This window comes from Daeguia caeni (assembly GCF_042653845.1).
GTDB lineage: Bacteria > Pseudomonadota > Alphaproteobacteria > Rhizobiales > Rhizobiaceae > Brucella > Brucella caeni.
Genome location: NZ_JBHSEL010000108.1, coordinates 1 through 21,883, shown reverse-complemented (window position 1 = coordinate 21,883; position 21,883 = coordinate 1). Strand labels below are relative to the sequence as shown.

The window sequence follows — 21,883 nt, the reverse complement described above, 5'->3', positions numbered from 1 at the left end:
CGTCACAAGCTTGGATGGTCATCTCCTCAATCAGGCGAATGACGAGGCGTATCGCAAAAATGGAATTTTGAGTCGGGCTCTTAGACATCTGCGCAAAGCAGTACAACAATCCAAAAATCCCGCATTTTTCAGAATTCATTTCATCCAATGATACAGATACCCAACATGGCACAGTATCGTACTTAGGCGAACCGACGGAATACTTGCCCCCGCTGGTTGATGAATCAGACAAGAACATGAACGGAATGCGGGACTGCCGCGCCAGTCAAGCACATCGCCCCCTTGAAGCCATTCAACCGATCTACACACAGGCCTTGTCAATACCAACCTCAACAGTTTCAACGACAGCGACCACACTCAAGGATCATGTTGACTTCCGTATGACGCGGCAAAGACTTGCCCCAGAAAAACAAGGACCATGCAGCTGTCATCCTCACACAGCTATCCTTTTGGCGAGGTTGGCCATTTGCACCACCAGTTCATATTACGGATTAAAGCGCAGATCCCTGCAATTCGTTTGATCGGAAATTTTAATGGAAATGGGCTATCGCCGTGATAGCAAGACCAACGCGCTTGCTGCCGCCATTTTGCAGCGCAATTCCAGCAATCGATAGGCTTCAGACCTATTATCGCAACAATATCAAATGTATGACTAAAAGTACTGGCGGAGAGGATGGGATTCGAACCCACGAGACCCTTTTGAGGTCTACTCCCTTAGCAGGGGAGCGCCTTCGACCACTCGGCCACCTCTCCACGGTTTCGACATAGCGTTACAAACCTTAGAAAACAAGGGCTTTTTCGCTTCATACAGAATTTCTTTCAATTTCTCAAACGGCGAAAAATTGCGGCTCATAACATGAACAAACCGCGTTTTTGCTGAGAAATTCAGGCAAATTCCGTGAAATTTGTCCCTCGTACCCTTGTGGGCAACACGATTGTCCAGAATTACAGTATGCCCTCTGGACCCCACACAGATTGAATATGCGCTCACCCATCTGATTCCCTATCAGCAAAGCGAATTCACCTGGACTAAAATACGGGGTTCTCACTTGCGATCATTCAACCGGATCCTCCACTGAAGTCGTGCTTCGGAAGCGGCGGCCATTGGATCAGGATCCGCCCGATTGGAATTGATAAGCCTTAAACGCCTGAGCGAAGAATATGCCGTGATCCGGCTGTCCTGGCAGATTGGCAATACCGCAGATTGGCAATACCATTGTGCATTCCCCAGGCAGGGAAGTGAAAATAACGAAAATGATCCCCAAATTCATCGCAGATAAATGAAATAAAGCTTCCTCGCACACCTTCCATAAAATGTCGCCGGCACAACTCCCAGTACAAACTGACGGTTAAACAACAACTAAAACAACAAGTTGCAATTTAAACATCCTTAACATTCCATAAGATGTATAGACAACCCAGGCAAATTCGTGTCTTTTTTGCAACAATGGCGTCGCTTAGAATACATGGCAACAAACTGTATCCCTATTCATTATTGAAACATCAACTCTTCCAAGTATCCTCCACCGTCGAAAGGGTACGCTTCGGCGTGACTCTCTCAGGGGGGATAGGGACAGGGGGGAGGACCACTCCAGCCAAAATCAAAATTCCCAGCCCCGAATATGAACTTTGACTGGAGGTCAGACATGAACATGAAGAGCCTTCTTCTTGGCTCCGCTGCGGCTCTTGTTGCAGCTACCGGCGCTCAGGCAGCTGATGCAGTTGTTGCGCCTGAACCAGAAGCCGTTGAATATGTCCGCGTTTGCGACGCTTACGGCGCTGGCTATTTCTACATCCCAGGCACCGAAACCTGCCTGCGCATCCATGGCTATGTTCGTTACGACGTTCGTGGCGGTGACGATGTCTATAATGGCTGGGATCGTGAAGGTTGGGACAAGCGTGCCCGTTTCGCCCTGCGTGTAAGCACCGGCACGGAAACCGAACTCGGCACTCTGAAGACCTACACCGAACTGCGCTTCAACTATGAAGCCTTTGCCTCGGGTCATGACGGCTATTATGGTTATACCACCTCTGGCACTGTCATGGAATTTGCCTACATCACCCTCGGTGGTTTCAAGGTCGGTATCGACGAATCTGAATTCCACATCTTCACCGGCGGCCTTGGCGATGTCATCAACGATGACGTCGTTGCAGCAACCCCGTACCGTACCGGCAAGATTGCCTACAACTTCGACGCTGGCAATGGCTTCTCGGCTGTTGTAGCCCTCGAAGAAGGTGCTGACAACTACATCATCGACGGCTATGTCCCACACATCCTTGGTGGCGTGAAGTATCAGGGCGGCTGGGGCAAGATCGCTGGTATTGCTGCCTATGACTCGGTCATCGAAGACTGGTCTGGCAAGATCCGCGCCGATGTCAACATCACCGACCAGTTCTCGATCTGGGCACAGGGTGCATATTCTGGTGACGAAACCCCGCTCCAGAACTTCGGTCAGTGGGGTGGCAACTGGGCAGTCTGGGGCGGCTTCAAGTACAAGGCAACCCAGCAGGCTTCATTCAACTTCCAGGCTGCATATGAAGAATGGGGCAAGACCGCCCTTACCGCCAACGTTGCATATGAACTCGTTCCTGGCTTCACCATCACGCCGGAAGTTTCCTTCACCAAGTGGGATAGGGATCATCCATACCGCGTTGAAGCTGCAAAAGAAGACATCAAAATCAAGGATGCCTGGGGTGGTATCATTCGCTTCCAGCGTTCATTCTAATAGAATGCATGCTTGATGCATCAGGCGCCGACGGGAAACCGTCGGCGTTTTTATTTGCGGAAGAACACGTTAACGCCCACTGCCAGCCATGCAGAACAATCTTGCCGTCCTGACAAAAGGGTGGTTATTTCGCGCTATGAGACGGGGCAAACTGTCACCCCCATGAATCATTTCTCCTGGAGCCACCATGGCATCTCCGCGTCTGACTCAGATCGTTGCCCAACTTCCTACCACCGTTCCATTCATTGGTCCGGAAACCCTGGAGCGTGACCGGGGCAAGCCGTTCCGCGCCCGCCTTGGCGCCAATGAAAACAGTTTTGGCCCTGCCCCATCGGTGATTGAGGCCATGCAGAAAGAGGCAAGCGCCATCTGGCAATATGGCGACCCGGAAAACCATGCGTTGCGTCATGCTATCGCTGCGCATTATGGTATTGGCGCTGAAAATGTCATGGTTGGCGCCGGTGTCGATGCCCTGCTCGGCCTGATCGTCCGTCAATATGTGCAGCCAGGCGACAAGGTCATCAATTCACTCGGCGGCTATCCGACGTTCAATTATCATGTGGCAGGGTATGGCGGCGCACTGATTACCGTACCTTATCATAATGATCATTCCGATCTGGATGCGATGCTTGATGCCGCACGCAAACATGATGCCAAGATCATCTATATCTCAAACCCGGACAATCCGATGGGCACATGGCATGAGGGGTCAGAGATACAGACCTTCGTGGAACGCGTGCCGGAAACGACCATGCTGGTGCTTGATGAAGCCTATTGCGAAACGGGCCCGGCTTTCGCTTTCCCACCCTTTGAGACGGATCGGCCGAATATTTTGCGTATGCGCACCTTTTCAAAGGCCTATGGCCTTGCTGGCATACGTTGCGGCTATGCCATTGGCTGCGCGCAAGCCATCGCTGCATTCGACAAGGTGCGCGATCATTTTGCTGTCAGCCGCATGGCGCAAGCCGCAGCTCTGATGGCTCTCAAGGATCAGAATTACTTGCGAGACGTGGTGAAGCGGATCCGGAAGGCACGAGAACGCGTCGCAGCCATCGCCCGCGCCAATGGCCTTGCGCCAATCCCCTCAGCAACCAATTTCGTCACAATCGATTGTGGCGCTGATGCACAATTTGCCATCAAGGTTCTCAATGGCTTGCTCGATCGTGGCATATTCGTGCGCAAACCAGCGGCACCTGTTCTCGATCGCTGTATCCGTGTCAGCGTCGGCACGGATGAACAGCTGGATCCGTTCGAGGAAGCATTGCCTCAAGCTCTGGCCGACGCACGTCGACCGACCAGCCCATCCGTGTGATGCACAATGACGCGCTCAGAACAATTCCGGAAACCGATCTCCGCTTTTCCTGGAATTACCTAGGATACAACACTTATAACCCGGAGAGAAAATGTCTGATCTTGCACGCAACCAGTCTCGCAATCTCGTATTGAGCACGATTGGAGGTATCTGTGGCGTATTGGGCATAGCTGCCTATGCCGGTGCTGCACATGGAAGCGCAAATTACCTGGGCACAATCGCTCCCCTCTTATTGGCCCATGCGCCGGCATTGCTCGTCTTATCCATCATTGCTGCCACCAGCCGTGCTGCCAATATTGGCGCAGCCATCCTGATTGTTGGTCTTGCCCTGTTCTGTGGTGATCTTATATATCGCGATCTGGCCAGCAGCCGCCTGTTTCCGTTCGCAGCCCCCACCGGCGGCACGCTCATGATGCTGGGCTGGCTTTGCATTGCAATAAGTGGCTGGGGATCAAAACGTTAATTGCCCCTTCATGCACTTGCTGACGCGTCATATCAAGCTGTACCTTGCGTAACCAACCAACCCAATGGCTGAGGGCTTTCGGCTCATCAGATCAATGGAAATGGCACCGAAAGGCCGGCGCACAGGAAAGACTCTTGGAGCAGGCCTACCAAGCGGCTCGACGCGGGTTTGCAAACCATTTCGGCGGCATAAAGCTGTACTCCTCCCGGGCTGGACGATCCCGTCTGGCCCATTTGTCGAAAAGGCGCGAAAATGCATCACATCTCCGCACCTTTGCTTCACCCGGCAACTGGATGGCCGCCGCAACCCGATGAGAAGGTTTCAAGCCTGCCATCCCGGCCAGACTGCGCGCAACTTATGAATTTCCCTTGAGACGGGCATTGCACAGGCTGTAATAGCCACCCCCCTTCTGCACCCATTTCAGGCCGTTCAAGGCATTGGCGTCCTTCAGCGCATGATACTGATCAAGGCAGGTGTGCATGCGTGCCTTCCCCGCGGGCTCGTTGGCATATTTTGCCGAAATCGCACTCGGGAATTTCACGCCCTTGGGGGCTGCGATCGTCGGTGCTGGTGGCTCTTTGTCACCATCCGTGCTCAAGGCGACCGGATCTGCACCAGGGCCACATTCCGCCTTGCGGAAATCATTCCACTTCATGCCATTATCCGTGCCGGCTTCCTTGGCGGCCTGATATTTGGCACTGCACTGTTTCATGCTCAGACCCTTGGCCTGATTATCCGCAGCGGTTGTATTCTTGGCTGCCTTTGCAGACTTGGTCGGCTGGCTGGATGGAGCCGGAGCAGAGGCATCGCCACATTGCGTCTTGCGGAAATCATTCCATTTCATATTCCCAAGCGTACCCGCATCCTTTGCGGCCTGGTACTTGGCGCTGCACTCCTTCATCGTCAACGCATTGGCTGGCGAAGAAAAGATGACCGCAGAGACGCTCATTATGATGGCCGAGCCAGCAAAGGCGGTTAACGTACGAATAGACATCCCGTTGCTCCCTGTCCAATTTGACAATTGCATTGCACACTACGCTTCGCGGCTTTGCAATCACTCAACACATCGGCACGCATCAGACGCAGCATGTATGTCATGACTGAATCTGCTCTTGCAGATTTTCCAAGTCAATGCAGTATTTCTCACGGAAATAGTCAAAAATGCGTTTTTACTATGATTTTCTATGTTTATTATTGATTCCCCATGCCCATGCATGACCCGCTGATAATATTATGAAGTCATTTCAAGCACTAATAATAAAACATACTGCAATGGCATAACCACCCGGCAAAGCCGTGACCCGGGATGCGCTTGCAACAAGCCACAAGCGCACCAGGCGCATAAGCATGCGCGCCCTTTGCATGTCCCATCAATGCGATGCCAGCCATTCCCGCGCACTGCGCAAGGCTGCGGCCAGCTCTGCCTTGGTCATTGTGGCAGCCACCTGATTGCGCATGCGGGCAGCCTTTTCATTGCCGCGAATGGCGGCAATATTCAGCCACTTATGCGCTTCTATGACATTGATATCGCAGTCGCGGCCGATTGCGAATTTCAGCCCCATTTCCAGAAGGATCAGATCTTCCGCTTTCTGCCTGTTTTGTGAGCCATGAAAATGCGCCATGCTGATATCCCTGTTCAATATCAATCGGAACCCCGGTCCTCATTTCACGGCAGTCAGAGGCCATGACCGGTTTGTCCCGTCCATACAGTCAAAATTAGGATACATGGCTGAAATGCGCGTTAAACCAGATACTTAACAGGTCACAAACAAATTCCAAACAATGGGTAAACCTAGTAATTCATTAAACATGCAAGTACTTTGGAATAAATGCTTTTCCAAAACTTTTCCCCAGGGCGCATGCCTGCCTTTGAAACCGGATGATAACCATGCCGTCATTTGCCTTTGGCTTGCATGCCATGAAATGGACTGATTTTTGCCCGCGAAAACACAGAAATCCCTTTTCCCGCCACAAATTATGCATTACGTTTACGTGCGCGTAAGTTATGTGAAAAGGGGAGTTTTCACATGGCTGTGGCTGAACGCACATGCGAACCGTCTGAAACATTCGCAAATGGCTCAGCCGAGACTGTGATGACATGACTGGGATGACATGACCGGAAGGGTGTCATCCCTGGAGATTGTGCAGCCAGAAGCCGTTTCAGGTTTCTGACCAAGGGAGGAGATCATGATCAGAAGCATTATCCTGGGATTATCGATCACAACGGCATTTTCGGCCACGGCGCTTGCGGCTGAGCCGATTGTCGGCAACTGGAAGCGCCCAAACGGAACCATCGTCAGCTATGCACCCTGCGGGGAGAAGAAATTCTGCGGCACGGTGCAGACGGGCCAATACAAGGGACAGAGCTTCAGCACCATGACGGGTGAAAATGGCCGCTACGAGGGCGAGGTGCGCAAGCTGGATGAAGGCAAGACCTATAGCGGCAAGGCATCGGTCAAGGGCAATACACTGTCCCTGTCCGGCTGTGTCATGGGCGGGCTGATCTGCAAGAGTGAGAATCTCGCCCGCCAATAATCCGTTGCAAAGACTGAAGATTCCAGAGCGCCATGCGCCCGATAAACGCATAGCGCTCCAATCATTTCTGCCACAATGCCCCATGGGCGAAGGATCAACGCCTCTTGGGGGTAACGTGCCTTTTGGGAGTCAACGTGCCTTTTGGCCGAACAGGATCTTTTGTGCTTCCTTGTCGGTTGCCAGATTATGCTTTTCGCGTTCTTCCTTGCCCACCAGAAGACCGCGCTGCACGGCAGGACGCGCATTCATGCGTTCATGCCATTTTTTCAGATGTGGAAAATCATCAAGATTCTGATCGTAGTTTTTATAGGCATTGATCCAGCCGATGCAGGCCATGTCGGCAATTGAATAGTCATCGACTATGTAATCGCGCCCTTCCAGCCGGCGATTGAGCACACCATAAAGACGGTTTACCTCATTCGTATAGCGGTCGATGCCATATTGCACCTTTTCCGGCGCATAGATGCGGAAGTGACCCGCCTGCCCAGACATGGGGCCAAGGCCTGCCATCTGCCACATCAGCCATTCCTCGACGGCAACACGCTTGCGCTCATCGGAAGGATAAAATTTTCCGAACTTTCGGCCGAGATAAAGCAGGATGGCTCCGGATTCAAACACTGAAATCGGCTCGCCGCCCGGGCCTTCCGGATCGACAATGGCCGGCATACGGTTGTTCGGTGCGATCCTCAGAAAGTCGGGATTGAACTGATCGCCCTTGCCTATATTGACATATCTGACCGTATAGGGAACGCCCAGTTCTTCCAGCATGATGCTGATCTTGAAGCCATTCGGGGTCGGCCAGTAATAAAGTTCGATGGGTTTGGTTTGTTCAGTTGCCAGTCCAGTCATAGGGCGTCTCCTGATCTGAATAATGCGCCTTGCATGCTGTGAGCATATGCCGATCATAGATGCCCTGTGCGCCGGCACAAGGGCAGAAGCCGGACTTCAATAATTTTGAACGCCAGATGAACGGGCCAGTCAGGAACGGTTCGGACAAGCAGATTTATATAAATTCCGGTGAAATATCATCTGGAGCGGAACCTTGCTGAAACGCGTGACAATTGTTTATTTATTGATCATGGGCTTTGCGGTCATTGCTGCCCTGTTCGTCAACCAGCGCCATACAGCCCGCATTGAGCAGACGACCATTCTGACCAGCCACGGCAATAAGGCGTCAAGTTGATAAAAATCATGCTGCAAAGGGCGCACTATACGAATGGATATTTGGTATAGTGCCTTATGACCAAGCGAATCGAACAACCTCTCTGGACTGACATCAAAACGCCTCCCTTTGTCGAAGCGGAGGTTTTCACCGATGCCCGTGCCGCGGTCGCGGCGCTGTGCAAGCTATATGATCGAAACACCGAATTTCTGCGCACATCCTTTGAGAAAGTGGCGCGCGGCGAACTGCCTGCGCAGCGCTACCGCGCCTATTATCCTGAAATCCTGATTTCAACCGCAAGCTTTGCGCAAATTGATACGCGTCTGGCCTATGGCCATGTTTCGACGCCAGGCGAATATGCTGCAACGATCACCCGGCCTGACCTTTTTGAGGATTATCTTGTCGAACAGATCAGGCTGCTCATCCGCAATCATGGCGTCCCGGTCACGATCCGCGAATCTGCAACGCCGATCCCACTGCATTTCGCCTTCAGGGAAGGCACCTATGTGGAAGCCTCCATTGCCAGCGCCTTCTCGCATCCCTTGCGTGACCTGTTTGACGTGCCGGATCTGTCTGCAACAGACGACAAGATCGTCAATGGCGATCTGGAGCTTGCCCCCGGCGAGCCTTTGCCGCTTGCGCCCTTTACCGCGCAGCGCATCGACTATTCGCTGCACAGGCTTGCGCATTATACAGCGACCAGCCCAGCCCATTTCCAGAACTATGTGCTGTTCACCAACTATCAGTTCTACATCGATGAATTCTGCGCCTATGCGCGGCAATTGATGGCAGAAGGCGGCGGCGGCTACACCCAGTTCGTCGAGCCCGGCAATATCATCACCCGTGCAGGCGAAACCACGCCATCCAGCGGCACCGAAACCAGACTGCCGCAAATGCCGGCCTATCACCTGCAAAAGCCAGGCCATGCCGGCATTACCATGATCAATATTGGTGTCGGCCCGTCCAATGCCAAGACCATCACCGATCATGTCGCGGTTCTGCGTCCGCATGCATGGCTGATGCTTGGCCATTGCGCCGGCCTGCGCAACACGCAGAAACTCGGCGATTATGTTCTGGCGCATGCCTATATGCGTGAAGACCATGTTCTGGACGATGATCTGCCGGTCTGGGTGCCACTGCCTGCTCTGGCGGAAATCCAGATCGCACTGGAAGAAGCCGTGGCAGAGATCACCGGCCTGCAGGGCTATGAACTGAAACGTGTCATGCGCACCGGCACTGTGGCGACCATCGACAACCGCAACTGGGAACTGCGCGACCAGCGCGGGCCGGTTCAACGCCTGTCACAGGCGCGTGCAGTCGCGCTCGACATGGAATCAGCCACCATTGCCGCCAATGGTTTCCGCTTCCGCGTACCCTATGGCACGCTGTTATGCGTTTCCGACAAGCCCCTGCATGGCGAACTGAAACTGCCGGGCATGGCAACCGAATTCTACAAGCGGCAGGTGGCGCAGCATTTGCAGATTGGCATTCGCGCCATGGAAAAAATCGCCGCCATGCCAGATGAACGCCTGCATTCGCGCAAGTTGCGCAGCTTCTATGAAACGGCATTCCAGTAAGCTGATATGGCGCGATTTCATCACCGCGCCATATTTCCGGTCTAGCAGCAGATCATGTCACAATCCGCCTCTCGCTACCCCTTTATTCTGCTGGTCATCGCGGTTGTCATCTCTGTACCGCTTGTGCTGGGTTTCATAGGCGGTCTTAGCCCTGCTTTTGACACGCTAGCTCTGTTCCGGGGCCATTTAGCGGTTCTGCTCGTCTTGCTTGGCCTGCCCCTACTCTTCACGCCATTGCGCCGCGAAGGAGCGATGATCGTGCTCTTCGCGCTGCTTGCCCTGGGCACGACCTTGTCGGCAACGCGCAACCTGATGGGCGAAGCAAAAAGTGCAGCCAGTGCGGCCAACACGCAGACAGGCGCGCGCTACAGTCTGGTGCAAATCAATCTTGGCGGCAGCTCCACCGATCACAAGCGCATCATGCAGATGATTGCGCGCGAAAAGCCGGATTTCATCGCCTATCAGGGGGCAGATCCAAGCTGGGACAAGTGGCTTACTATTCTTGGCGGCAGCTATCACTATCATGTCGATTGCCACAATAACCGCATTGGCACTGGCATCTTGTCCCGTCGCCCATTTAGTGAGGGCGGAGAGCCGGTCTGTGACGCGGACGGCCGCTATGCCGCAAGCCGCTTTGACCTCGGAGGCACGCCTGTTACCGTCGCCTCCATTGCACTCGACTGGCCATGGCCAGGCAGGCAGAGTGAAATATTACAGGCCATCGCACCACATCTCAGGCAGATATCCGGTCCAGCCATTCTTGCCGGCGATTTCAAGGCAGCCCCGTGGTCCCGCGTGTTGCGCCAGATTGCACATGAGACCGGCACCAGATTGATGGAGAAAGATGGAGGTACCTGGCTGCCCCGCCCATTGCCAGACAGCTTTGCGCCTGTGTCTGGGCTTGCAATCGACCATGTTCTGGTGAGCCAACAGATCGAGGCACCGCACATTTGGCTGCGCGCGGCAGCAGGTTCCAGCCATCTTCCCGTCCGGCTTGATTTTTCCGTTGCGCCACCTTCCCCGCAGGAAGAGGAAGAAGCCGACAGCACCACGGCCATGCTGCAATGAAAAAGGCGGCTCATGGCCGCCTTTCGATTACATGTTCGGATAAACCGGCCCCTCGCCGCCCTGTGGCGGAACCCAGTTGATGTTCTGGTTCGGATCCTTGATGTCGCAGGTCTTGCAGTGGACGCAGTTCTGCGCATTGATCACGTAGCGCACATTCTTCGCGCTCGGATCAGTCGCTGCATTGCCATCCGCATCCACCCATTCATAAACACCAGCCGGGCAATAGCGCGTCGATGGGCCAGCAAAGACATCATGCTCAGACGAGACCTGCAACTGCATGTCCTTCACCTGAAGATGGATTGGCTCATTCTCGTCATGATTGGTGTTGGACAGAAACACCGACGACAGACGGTCGAAAGTCAGAACGCCATCCGGTTTCGGATAGTCGATCTTCTTGTGCTTGGCGGCCGGTTCAAGCGACTGCGCATCGGTCTTGCCATGTTTCAGCGTGCCAAACAGCGAGAAGCCGAACAGCTGGTTCGTCCACATATCAAGACCACCCAGCGCAACGCCGAATACCGTGCCGAATTTCGACCAGAGCGGCTTGACGTTGCGCACCTTTTTCAGGTCCTGACCGATCAGGCTCGAACGCCAGCTGTTTTCGATCTCGATCGGCTCGTCATTGGCGCGGCCGGCCGCAATGGCTTGCGCCAGCTTTTCTGCCGCCAGAATGCCGGAGAGAACAGCATTATGGCTGCCCTTGATGCGCGGCACATTCACAAAGCCTGCCGAACAGCCAATCAGCGCACCGCCCGGGAAGGAGAGCTTCGGCACGGATTGATAGCCGCCTTCGGTGATGGCGCGCGCGCCATAGGCCAAACGCTTGCCACCCTCGAAGGTGCCGCGGATGGCCGGATGCGTCTTGAAGCGCTGGAATTCCTCGAATGGCGAAAGATAAGGATTCTTGTAGTTCAAGTGCAGCACGAAGCCGACCGCAACCAGGTTGTCTTCCAGATGATAGAGGAACGAACCGCCGCCGGTCTTCATGTCGAGCGGCCAGCCAAAGGAGTGCTGTACCAGACCAGGCTTGTGCCTGGACGGATCAACCTGCCACAATTCCTTCAGGCCAATGCCGAACTTGCCCGGCTCACGACCTTCATCCAACTTGTACCTGGCGATCAGCTGTTTGGCGAGCGAGCCGCGCGCACCTTCGCCAATCAGCGTATATTTGCCAAGCAGCGCCATGCCGCGGGTGTAGTTCGGGCCCGGCGTGCCATCGCGCTCAACGCCCATGTCACCGGTGGCAACACCGATGACTGCACCTTGGTCATTATAGAGTACTTCAGTGGCGGCAAAGCCCGGATAGATTTCAACACCAAGCTCTTCCGCCTTGGTTGCAAGCCAGCGGCAGACATTGCCAAGCGAGACAATGTAATTGCCATGATTGTTCATCAATGGCGGCATGAGGAAATTGGGCAGGCGCACGGAGCCTGCAGGCCCAAGCAGCAGAAAATGATCATCCGTCACCGGTGTCTTGAACGGATGGCCCTCTTCCTCGCGCCAGCCCGGCAGAAGCTTGTCGATGCCGACCGGATCAACCACTGCGCCAGAGAGAATATGCGCACCAACTTCGCCGCCCTTTTCAAGCACGACAACCGAGAGATCGGGATTGATCTGTTTCAACCTGATTGCAGCAGAAAGACCGGCAGGCCCTGCCCCCACAATCACCACGTCAAATTCCATGCTCTCGCGTTCAGGAAGCTCATTGGCTTCAGTCATTCGTCCCTCCGTCTGGCAGCGCTTGGCGGATGCGGCATGGCCGCAACCTCAGCCAGAATCTTGTTCCTCTCGGCTTTTGGCGCAACTTTGTCCAAAAAGCCAACATCATTTGTTTTTGGCGCAATTTGTGCCCAGGTTCGATTATCCCTGTCGCAGAGTTGATCAGCATCGCCTATGCGTCCAATTGTCCGTCAACCCATACAAAACCTACTATGTTTTTACCTTAACGTAAACGTAAATTTTATAAGGTCTAATTTTGTACCATCTGTAGCAAAAATCTGACGCATTGGTAGAAAAATATTTGGGCTGCATATGCCGATGAACAGGTTTTCCTGTCCATAACGCATATAGGCTTGCAATCGTCAGCAAAATTCGCCACCTCATGCGGTGAGGTTTGGACATGAACGAAAATGGTGGAACACTTGATCTGGAAGGTCTGCTGCGCTTTTACGCAGAGGCTGGCGTTGACACGCCCCTGTCAGAGACACCGATAGACCGTTTTGCCACACCCGAACCCGCCACGACAAAACCGACTGCCCGGCCTGCCCCGGAAAGCACGGCAGGATCTGCGTCAGAATCATCCAATGCCGCTGTCCCCGCCGCGCGCCCGGTACAGGCTGCCCAGGATCTTCCGGACAGCGGCCAGATTGCGCTTGCACGTGAGGCCGCATCGCAGGCCAGCACGCTGGAAGAACTGCGTGAGCGTCTTGCCAACTTTGATGGCTGTCGCCTGAAATTTACTGCCAAGAATCTGTGCTTTGCCGATGGCGACCCCAATTCCGACATCATGTTCATTGGCGAAGCGCCGGGGCGCGATGAGGATATTGAAGGCCTGCCCTTCGTCGGCAAGTCCGGCCAGTTGCTCAATCGCATGATTGAAGCGATCGGGTTGAAACGCGAAAATGTCTATATCGCCAATACGATCCCATGGCGTCCGCCGGGCAACCGCACGCCGACCCCGCTTGAGACCGAATTATGCCGGCCCTTTATCGAACGCCAGATCGAGCTTGCCGCGCCGAAAATTCTTGTCGCACTGGGCGGCCCTGCGGCCAAGGCGCTGACCGGCGCGACAGAGGGAATCCTGCGCCTGCGCGGCAACTGGCAGCTGCACCGGACACGTTCCGGCGTTGAAATTCCGGTCATGCCGACCCTGCACCCGGCCTATCTTCTGCGTGCATCCGCGCAAAAGCGTCTGGCATGGCGTGATTTTCTCGCTGTCAAAATGAAGCTGGCGGAGATTTCTTCCCTGTAAGGAAAAGACTTTTTGCCGCCCATCAAACTGCCTTAATTAAGTCCAGCATGTCTTCCACAAACGCAAATGTGCTTTGGGCGCTTGTCAAAAATGGAAGCAATTTGCATGTTTTAACAATGTGCGAAATGCTCGAAGCATTGTCCCCGTCTCGTTGAGTGGAGTCCTGTCATGGCCGGGCAGTTCCTGCCGATTGTTGCATTGCTCACCAGCACCTTTCTGATGCTGCTTGCAGGCGGGCTTGCAGGCATTCTTCTGCCCTTGCGCGGCGGCATGGAAGGCTGGACGACCACCACCATCGGCTGGATGGGCATGACCTATTCGCTGGCTTTCACGGCGGGTTGCATCATCATTCCGCATCTTGTGCGCCGGGTTGGCCATGTGCGTGTCTTTTCGGCGCTGCTGACACTTCTGTGCATGGCGCTGCTGCTGCATGCACTGGTGATCGATCCTGTGACCTGGATGATCTTTCGCGGCATTGCCGGTTTTTCGCTTGCTGGCAGCTATATGATCATTGAAAGCTGGCTCAATGAGCGCGTGACCAATGAAACGCGCGGCATGGTGTTTTCGGTCTACATGATCATCACCATGATCGGCCTTCTGTGCGGCCAGTATATTCTGCCCTTTGGTGACCCGGGGACACAGACCCTGTTCATCATCTGCGCGCTCATCTATGCCGCCGCACTCCTGCCGACGGCACTGTCCAATGCCCAGTCGCCTCGGCCACTCACACAGGTCTCGCTTGACCTCAAGGGCCTTTATCGCCGTTCACCCGCCGCTGCAGTCGGGTCGCTGATTGCCGGTATCGTGGCAGGTACATGGAACTTCCTTGCCGCAATTTTCGGCGAGATGAACGGGCTTTCGACCTTCGGCATTGCCACCATGCTGGCCTGCGCCATGATTGGCGGGGTGGTTTTCCAGTATCCGATCGGACGCGCCTCCGATTTCGTCGACCGCCGCTATGTCATGGTTGTGGCAGGCATTATCGGCTTTGTACTGTCTGCCATCATGATCACGTTTCAGCCGACATCGGCGATCATGCTTTATATCATGATGTTCCTGTTCGGCTCGGTGATCTATCCGATCTACAGCCTGAATGTCGCCCATGCCAATGACTATGCCGATGCCAATGAATTCGTGAAGATTTCCGGCGGCCTGCTCATCATCTATGGCGTGGGCAGTGTAATCGGCCCGGCCGTATCCGGCCCGCTCATGGACATGATCGGTGCGCCGGGCTTTTTCATCACCATGGCCTTTGCCTTTGCATTCTATGGCCTGCATGCGCTGTGGCGCATTCGCCGTCGGCAGCGCCCGGCCATCAGCGACCAGAAGACCGAGTTCAAGTTCCATCCACCGGACAACAAGACAACACCGGAAACGATGCAGCTTGATCCGCGTGCAGAAAGCGGCAAGGGCTGAGCCTAATGCATTGCCTCCCGTCTTTGCTCCAACAGGGAAAGCTGGTGCTCGCGATAGATGATGAAGCTGCCTGCCGCAATCACGATCATGCTGCCGACCAGCATGGTCATGGTCGGCACATCGCCAAAGGCAAAATAGCCAATGCCAAGCCCCAAAAGCATCGATGTATATTCAAAGGGCGCGATTGTTGACATTGGCGCATAGCGGTAGCATTCGGTCAGCAGGATCTGCGCAATGCCGCCGCACAGCCCTGCCCCGATCAGCATGACCCATTGCATCCCGCTCGGCATGACCCAGCCAAAAGGCATGGTCATCAGCGAAAGCACGCTGGCTGAAATCATGAAATAGACGACGATGGTGCCGGTCCTTTCGGTCTGGACCAGATGCCTGACGAGCAGCATGGCAACCGCACCAAGACAGGCACTGATGAAGGCCGCCACTGCGCCGATCAGTTCATCATAGCCGACCAGCTGTTCGGACGAAAATACTGTCAGCCTTGGCCAGAGGATGATCATGACGCCAATCAGGCCAAAGAAGACCGCACTCCAGCGATAAAGCCGCACGACCTCATGCAGGATGATGGCGCTCAGGATAACCGTGATCAGCGGCGAGGCATAATTGATGGCAATGGCTTCCGGCAGGGGCAGTCTGGTCAGGGCAAAGAAGCCGAACGACATGGAAAAGACACCGACCAGACCACGCCAGAAATGGCTGAAACCATGCCTGGTCTGGAACAGGCCTGCAAGCTGGCCCTGGGCGGCATAATAGCCAAGCAGGGCGAATATGCCAAAGAAGGAACGGAAAAAGACCAGTTCTCCGACCGGCACGCCATCGGATGCCTTCAGCAGGGTCGACATGCAGACGAAGATTGCCACAGAGGCAATCTTGAGTCCGATGCCGAGCATGGGCCTGAATTCGGTATGGGGGGCTTCGGCCGATGTGGTCGCGGGCACGACACAGTTCCTTGCTGCAAACAAAATCTGCCAGTGGATCATTGCATTCATAAGCAGGTTCGCAGCAAAGCGCCAGCCGTGTCATGATTGTTGCAGCATTAAATTATCGTGCTGCTTTTCTTGTCGTTTCGGCAAAAGGCGAGTACGACTTCCTGTACCATAATCTGCCAGAAGAGTTCCGTGATGCGTACAGAAACCGGCCAGACGTTCCGCCTCAGCGACTACCGCCCAACCCCTTACGCAATTCCTGAGACAAGGCTTGATTTCAGGCTTGCACCAGAGCGCACCATCGTGCATGCCCGGCTGACGATCGAGCGCCGTCCCGGCACAGAGCCGGGTACGCCGTTGCTTCTGGACGGCGATGAACTCAAGCTCATCAGCCTTGCCATTAACGGCATTCCGGCTGGCAACAACAGCTACAGGGCAACACCAGACCTGCTGGAAATTCGCGATGTGCCAAGCGCCGAGCGCTTTACGCTCGACATTGTCACGGAAATCAATCCGACAACCAACCGGCAGCTTTCAGGCCTTTACCGTTCAAGCGACGTCTATTGCACGCAATGCGAGGCAGAAGGGTTCCGCCGCATCACCTATTATTATGACCGGCCGGATGTGCTGTCTGTCTACACGGTGCGTCTCGAGGCCGACCGACTGGCCGCTCCCATTCTGCTTTCCAATGGCAATCCGGTTGAACACGGCGAAGTCGACAGCGCGCGCCATTATGCCATCTGGCATGATCCGCATCCCAAGCCGTCCTATCTGTTTGCCCTCGTTGCCGGTTCGCTTGGTGTCGTGAAGGATCATTTCACCACGCGTTCCGGCCGGCTGGTTGATCTCGCCATCCATGTCGAACATGGCAAGGAAGGCCGCGCGCTTTATGCCATGGATGCACTGAAGCGCTCAATGGCCTGGGACGAGAAGCGTTTTGGCCGCGAATATGATCTCGACGTGTTCAACATTGTCGCCGTGTCGGATTTCAACATGGGCGCCATGGAGAACAAGGGGCTCAATATCTTCAACGACAAATATGTTCTGGCCGATCCGGAAACCGCGACCGACACGGATTATGCCGGAATCGAGGCGGTGATTGCGCATGAATATTTCCACAACTGGACTGGCAACCGCATCACCTGTCGCGACTGGTTCCAGCTTTGTCTCAAGGAAGGCCTGACCGTCTATCGTGATCATGAATTTTCCGCCGACCAGCGCTCGCGCCCGGTCAAGCGCATTGCCGAGGTGAAAATTCTCAAATCCCAGCAGTTCCCGGAAGATGCAGGCCCGCTCGCCCATCCCGTGCGCCCGCGCGAATATCGCGAGATCAACAATTTCTACACGGCGACCGTCTATGAAAAAGGCTCGGAAGTCGTGCGCATGATCCATACAATCATCGGGCCGGAACTATTCCGCAAGGGCATGGATCTCTATTTCGAGCGCCATGATGGCGAGGCTGCGACGATCGAGGATTTCATCAAGGTCTTTGCCGATGTGTCTGGCAAGGATTTTTCGCAATTCGCGCTCTGGTACGATCAGGCTGGCACGCCAAAGCTGGAAGCCGATTTCGCCTATGATGAAAAGGCCCAGACCTATTCCATCACGCTCAAGCAGTCACTTGCGCTGACACCGGGACAGCCGCACAAAAAGCCGATGTTGATCCCCATTGCCTTTGGCCTGATCGGGCCGGATGGCAAGGACATGGTGCCTTCAGCGGTTACGGGCGGCGAAGTGCATGATGGTGTGATCTATCTGCAGCGTGAAAGCGAGACCTTCACCTTCCACGGCCTTGCGGCGCGACCGGTTCCGTCGCTGCTGCGCGGATTTTCAGCCCCCGTCAATCTCGTCGCATCACTGAGCACCAGTGAGCAGATCTTCCTTGCGCTCAATGACAGTGATCCGGTGGCGCGCTGGCAGGCGCTGAACATGATCTTCACGCAAGTCCTCACCGAAGGCGCACGCCATCTGCGCCTCGGCAAGGACATGCAGATCGATGATCATGTGCTGGAAATTGCCGGACGGATTGCCGCTGACACCACGCTTGACCCGGCCTTTCGTGCGCTTTGCCTGTCGCTGCCCAGCGAAAACGACATTGCGCGCGAAATTGGTGAAAATGTCGACCCGGATGCCATACTGGCAGCGCGTGATCGCCTGATGGCAGCAATTGCCGCGCGCTATGCGGACGATTTTGCCGCACTCTATCAGTCACTGACGCAGCAAGGTCCCTTCTCGCCCGATGCGCAATCAGCAGGCAGGCGCTCCCTGCGCAACATCCTGCTTGATTATCTGAGCCGTCATGCGATGAGCCCGGATCGCGCCGCCCATCAGTTTGCCACAGCCAACAACATGACCGACCGTTTTGCCGCCTTGAGCGTGCTGGTGCAGCGCTTTGGCGGCAGTCACGAGGCACGCAATGCGCTTGCCACCTTTGAACAGCGCTTCGGCGAGGACGGGCTGGTGATGGACAAATGGTTCAGCGTACAGGCCATGCAACCGGGACCGGAGGTGCTTGCCGCCATAAAGGCGCTGACAAGACACCCTGCCTTTTCACTCGACAACCCCAATCGGGTGCGATCGCTGATCGGCACTTTCTCGGCCAATAATCCGACCGGCTTCAACCGCGTGGATGGCGCAGCCTATGAATTCCTTGCCGACACGGTGCTGGCTATTGATCCGGAAAATCCGCAGCTTGCCGCGCGTCTGCTGACGGCGATGCGTTCCTGGCGGTCACTCGAAAACCAGCGCCGCGAAAAGGCGAAGGCTGCGCTTCAGCGCATTGCGGCAATGCAAAAACTCTCAACCGATCTGCGCGATATCGTGGAGCGGACATTGGCCTGATTCGTCTCTTGTCATGCGTGGCAGTTGATTCGCGCCTTGCGTGCAGCATCCATGCCGATCTGCACACCTTCAACGCCGGATGCAGCGACTGGCAGTCCTGCCAGTTTGCATCCGGAAAATGTTTGAGTCTTTTCATGGATTTAGCGGATGATTCCTGTCGGAGACTTCACCTTAAGCCCTTGAGACTCAAGCGGAATCTATCGGTAAAGTTATCGATTTTTACGATCTGTTAACGAAATCGCTGGACAGCGCGAATCACTTTTGATTCATTGTGCTCATTCGGACGTGGCGTATTCCGAATCATTTCATTCGCAGGCAGCAAGAGGGGCCAAGAATGGCGAACACCGACGCGTATGGCGCGCCGGCGGGGACGCATTGCGATTCCGGTCGGAAGAGGAAGAAAGGCAGGCTTTCCGGTCATGTCAGTCTCCTTGCGAGGCCCGCATACAGCAAGTTTGTCCATATGGAACCGATCCTGCGCCGTCTCGTTCCTGCGCTTGTCATTCTTTTCCTGATCATTCTGGGTGTGGCACGGACCTTCTCGCTCATCACCTGGAAAAACGACATTGAACAGCATCACCGCTCTGCCCTGTCGGCCACGGCCTCCGGTCTTGCACTGATGATGGATCGCGCAAGCGAGCAGCTGGAGGGGGGCACCCAGCTCAGCTTATCCGAACTCAAGGCGCTGATTGCCGAATTGCGCACGCGCGGCCTGCCCACGGCGGGCATGACCATTGCCGTGCTGGATGGCCAGTCCACGATGCTTGCCGTATCCGGTGCCTTTACCGACAAGGAAGGCATGCAGGCTGATGTGCTGCTGTCTGATGCACAGCCGCTGTTTCTGTTTGCCGACCGCGCCGGCGTGATGAAAGTGAGTGTCAATGGCGAGCCGGCCTATGGCGCATTGTCCAAGTCGGCAAAGGCGCCCTATTCCGTCCTTGCCGTTGAACCCGAAAGCAGCATTTTTGCCGGCTGGCGGCAGACGGTTTCGGTCAATGCGACGCTCTTTGCCGCCACGATTGGCGTGCTGTTTGCCATTCTCTATGCCTATTTTGGTCAGGCAGCCCGTGCGCGCGAGGCTGATGACCTGTCCGCACAGATCCAGCGCCGGATTGACCTGGCGCTGCGGCGCGGCCGTTGTGGCCTGTGGGACTGGGACATGGCACGCGGTCGCATCTACTGGTCGCGCTCCATGTACCAGATGCTGGGCTATGAGGCACAGGATGCCGTGCTCGCCTTTGGCGATGTGGCGGCGATCATTCACCCCGATGACGGTGATCTTTACGCCATTGCCGAACAGGCTGCCGCAGGCCAGATCTCGCATGTCGATCAGGTCTTCCGCATGCGCCATGCCGATGGCTCATGGGTGTGGATGCGCGTGCGTGCCGAAATTGCCAGCGAAAGCGACCTGCATCTGGTCGGCATTGCCTTTGACGTCAGCGAACAGCATCGTCTGGCCCAGCAGACGGCAGAAGCCGACATGCGCATCCGCGAAGCAATCGAAAACATCTCGGAAGCATTCGTGCTGTGGGACGCCAACAACCGTCTCGTCATGGCCAATTCCAAATTCAGCGAATATGCCGGTCTGCCGTTCTGGACGCTGAAGCCGGGCGTGCCGAAAAGCGAAGTCGATGCACATACCCGTCCCTTTGCCTTTGAACGCCGCATGGCCAATGAACATAGTCGCGCAGGCGGCCAGACCTTTGAACGTCAACTGAGCGACGGGCGCTGGCTGCAGGTCAATGAACGACGCACCCAGGATGGCGGCTTGGTCTCGATCGGCACGGACATTACCCAGCTGAAACTGCATCAGGAACGTCTGGTGGAAAGCGAACGCCGCCTGATGGCGACCATTCAGGATCTTTCCATTGCGCGCAAGAGCGAGCGCGACCGTGTGCGTGAACTCTCCGAGCTTGCGCGCAAATATGCCCAGGAAAAGGAACGCGCCGAAGCGGCCAACCGCGCCAAGTCGGAATTCCTCGCCAATATGTCACACGAATTGCGCACGCCGCTCAACGCCATCATCGGCTTCTCGGAAATGATCCAGGCCGGCACCTTTGGCCCGCTCGGCTCTGACCGCTACGAGGAATATATCAACGACATTCACACCAGCGGCACCTTCCTGCTCAATGTGATCAACGACATCCTCGACATGTCGAAGATCGAGGCCGGGCATTTCTCGCTCGACCGGGAGCAGATCGATCTCTACCCGCTGATCAATGAAACCGTGCGCATGATCTCGCTACAGGCGGATGAAAAGAATATCGCCGTCGAAACGCGGCTTGACCAATCCATGCAGCTTTTCGCCGACCGGCGCGCGGTCAAACAGATCATGATCAATCTCTTGTCCAACGCCGTCAAGTTCACCTCTTATGGCGGCAGGATTACGGTGCGCGCCCGCAAGACCGAAACCAGCCTGTTCATGCTGATCCAGGATACCGGCTGCGGCATTCCGAAATCGGCAATCAAGAAGATCGGCCAGCCATTTGAACAGGTCGAAAACCAGTTCACCAAGAGCCATACGGGTTCGGGACTTGGTCTTGCCATTTCGCGTTCGCTGGCTGAACTCCATGGCGGCTGGCTGCGCATCCGCTCAACCGAAGGTGTTGGCACGGTGATCGGCGTATCCATCCCCGATCACAAGCCCAATGCGGCTGCAGCCACGGACAATGCGGAACGCGCGGCTTAGAACAATTCGGCATTTTCGTGAAAATTCGAACTGCGCCAACATGCTGGTTTTCCGCAGTGACGAGCGGAAAACCGGTTCCCATTGTTTCCTGGAGCTGCCTTAGAGCATTTCACTTTTTGATGGAACCATATCCAGCACTGGCGAAGTAGTTTAAGCATTCGCCAGGTTGGATTGTCTGAATG

At 55.3% G+C, this 21,883-nt stretch carries 17 protein-coding genes and 1 tRNA gene; 11 read left to right on the top strand and 7 right to left on the bottom strand.

Annotated elements, in window-relative coordinates:
* Positions 1-238: hypothetical protein (locus tag ACFO1V_RS10900; RefSeq protein ID WP_380075103.1), on the bottom strand; the 238-nt coding region annotated here is incomplete at its 3' end.
* Between the two features lie 424 nt (positions 239-662).
* A tRNA-Ser gene (locus ACFO1V_RS10895) sits at positions 663-753 on the bottom strand.
* 893 nt (positions 754-1,646) lie between these two features.
* Here ACFO1V_RS10895 and ACFO1V_RS10890 point away from each other — a divergent pair.
* The 3 genes from ACFO1V_RS10890 to ACFO1V_RS10880 all read left to right on the top strand — a co-directional run bounded on the left by ACFO1V_RS10890 (position 1,647) and on the right by ACFO1V_RS10880 (position 4,501).
* Entirely contained in the window at positions 1,647-2,726 is a 1,080-nt protein-coding gene (locus ACFO1V_RS10890) for a porin (RefSeq protein ID WP_374834022.1), read from the top strand.
* Positions 2,727-2,913: 187 nt separating this feature from the next.
* A complete protein-coding gene (locus ACFO1V_RS10885) occupies positions 2,914-4,038 on the top strand; it encodes a pyridoxal phosphate-dependent aminotransferase (protein ID WP_374834023.1) in 1,125 nt (374 codons plus the stop codon).
* Positions 4,039-4,129: 91 nt separating this feature from the next.
* Complete coding sequence (locus tag ACFO1V_RS10880; protein WP_374834025.1) at positions 4,130-4,501, top strand: DUF423 domain-containing protein; 372 nt, start codon at positions 4,130-4,132, stop codon at positions 4,499-4,501.
* A gap of 355 nt (positions 4,502-4,856) precedes the next feature.
* Here ACFO1V_RS10880 and ACFO1V_RS10875 read toward each other — a convergent pair whose 3' ends face one another.
* Positions 4,857-5,495: an antifreeze protein gene (locus ACFO1V_RS10875; RefSeq protein WP_374834027.1), complete on the bottom strand. Its 639-nt coding sequence runs from the start codon at positions 5,493-5,495 to the stop codon at positions 4,857-4,859.
* A gap of 376 nt (positions 5,496-5,871) precedes the next feature.
* Entirely contained in the window at positions 5,872-6,123 is a 252-nt protein-coding gene (locus tag ACFO1V_RS10870) for a sel1 repeat family protein (protein WP_374834029.1), read from the bottom strand.
* Between the two features lie 565 nt (positions 6,124-6,688).
* Here ACFO1V_RS10870 and ACFO1V_RS10865 point away from each other — a divergent pair.
* Positions 6,689-7,036, top strand: a complete 348-nt coding sequence (locus ACFO1V_RS10865; RefSeq protein WP_374834031.1) for a DUF2147 domain-containing protein — start codon at positions 6,689-6,691, stop codon at positions 7,034-7,036.
* A gap of 129 nt (positions 7,037-7,165) precedes the next feature.
* On the opposite strand, the gene ACFO1V_RS10860 is transcribed toward ACFO1V_RS10865, so the two are convergent.
* On the bottom strand, positions 7,166-7,885 hold the full coding sequence (locus ACFO1V_RS10860) for a glutathione binding-like protein (protein WP_374834033.1): 720 nt from the start codon (positions 7,883-7,885) through the stop codon (positions 7,166-7,168).
* Between the two features lie 193 nt (positions 7,886-8,078).
* Between ACFO1V_RS10860 and ACFO1V_RS10855 the strand changes: the two genes are divergently transcribed.
* Genes ACFO1V_RS10855 through ACFO1V_RS10845 form a run of 3 tightly spaced genes read left to right on the top strand, consistent with a single transcriptional unit; the run spans position 8,079 to position 10,843 of the window.
* Positions 8,079-8,219, top strand: a complete 141-nt coding sequence (locus ACFO1V_RS10855) for a hypothetical protein (RefSeq protein WP_374834035.1) — start codon at positions 8,079-8,081, stop codon at positions 8,217-8,219.
* A gap of 56 nt (positions 8,220-8,275) precedes the next feature.
* The gene (locus tag ACFO1V_RS10850; RefSeq protein WP_374834037.1) at positions 8,276-9,775 is read left to right on the top strand and encodes an AMP nucleosidase; all 1,500 of its coding nucleotides are present in this window, start codon (positions 8,276-8,278) and stop codon (positions 9,773-9,775) included.
* A gap of 54 nt (positions 9,776-9,829) precedes the next feature.
* Complete coding sequence (locus ACFO1V_RS10845; RefSeq protein WP_374834039.1) at positions 9,830-10,843, top strand: endonuclease/exonuclease/phosphatase family protein; 1,014 nt, start codon at positions 9,830-9,832, stop codon at positions 10,841-10,843.
* 27 nt (positions 10,844-10,870) lie between these two features.
* Here ACFO1V_RS10845 and ACFO1V_RS10840 read toward each other — a convergent pair whose 3' ends face one another.
* The gene (locus ACFO1V_RS10840; RefSeq protein WP_374834041.1) at positions 10,871-12,562 is read right to left on the bottom strand and encodes an electron transfer flavoprotein-ubiquinone oxidoreductase; all 1,692 of its coding nucleotides are present in this window, start codon (positions 12,560-12,562) and stop codon (positions 10,871-10,873) included.
* A 400-nt stretch (positions 12,563-12,962) separates the two neighbouring features.
* On the opposite strand from ACFO1V_RS10840, the gene ACFO1V_RS10835 reads away from it, so the two are divergent.
* Both ACFO1V_RS10835 and ACFO1V_RS10830 read left to right on the top strand, forming a co-directional pair.
* On the top strand, positions 12,963-13,814 hold the full coding sequence (locus ACFO1V_RS10835; RefSeq protein WP_374834043.1) for a uracil-DNA glycosylase family protein: 852 nt from the start codon (positions 12,963-12,965) through the stop codon (positions 13,812-13,814).
* 168 nt (positions 13,815-13,982) lie between these two features.
* The gene (locus ACFO1V_RS10830) at positions 13,983-15,230 is read left to right on the top strand and encodes an MFS transporter (protein WP_374834045.1); all 1,248 of its coding nucleotides are present in this window, start codon (positions 13,983-13,985) and stop codon (positions 15,228-15,230) included.
* Positions 15,231-15,232: 2 nt separating this feature from the next.
* Here the strand turns inward: ACFO1V_RS10830 and ACFO1V_RS10825 are convergent, their stop codons facing one another.
* Complete coding sequence (locus tag ACFO1V_RS10825; protein WP_374834051.1) at positions 15,233-16,135, bottom strand: DMT family transporter; 903 nt, start codon at positions 16,133-16,135, stop codon at positions 15,233-15,235.
* Between the two features lie 231 nt (positions 16,136-16,366).
* On the opposite strand from ACFO1V_RS10825, the gene pepN reads away from it, so the two are divergent.
* Positions 16,367-19,012, top strand: coding sequence for an aminopeptidase N (gene pepN, locus ACFO1V_RS10820; RefSeq protein ID WP_374834047.1), 2,646 nt, complete (start codon positions 16,367-16,369; stop codon positions 19,010-19,012).
* Positions 19,013-19,346: 334 nt separating this feature from the next.
* Positions 19,347-21,701: a PAS domain-containing sensor histidine kinase gene (locus ACFO1V_RS10815; protein ID WP_374834049.1), complete on the top strand. Its 2,355-nt coding sequence runs from the start codon at positions 19,347-19,349 to the stop codon at positions 21,699-21,701.
* Positions 21,702-21,883 lie beyond the last annotated feature (182 nt).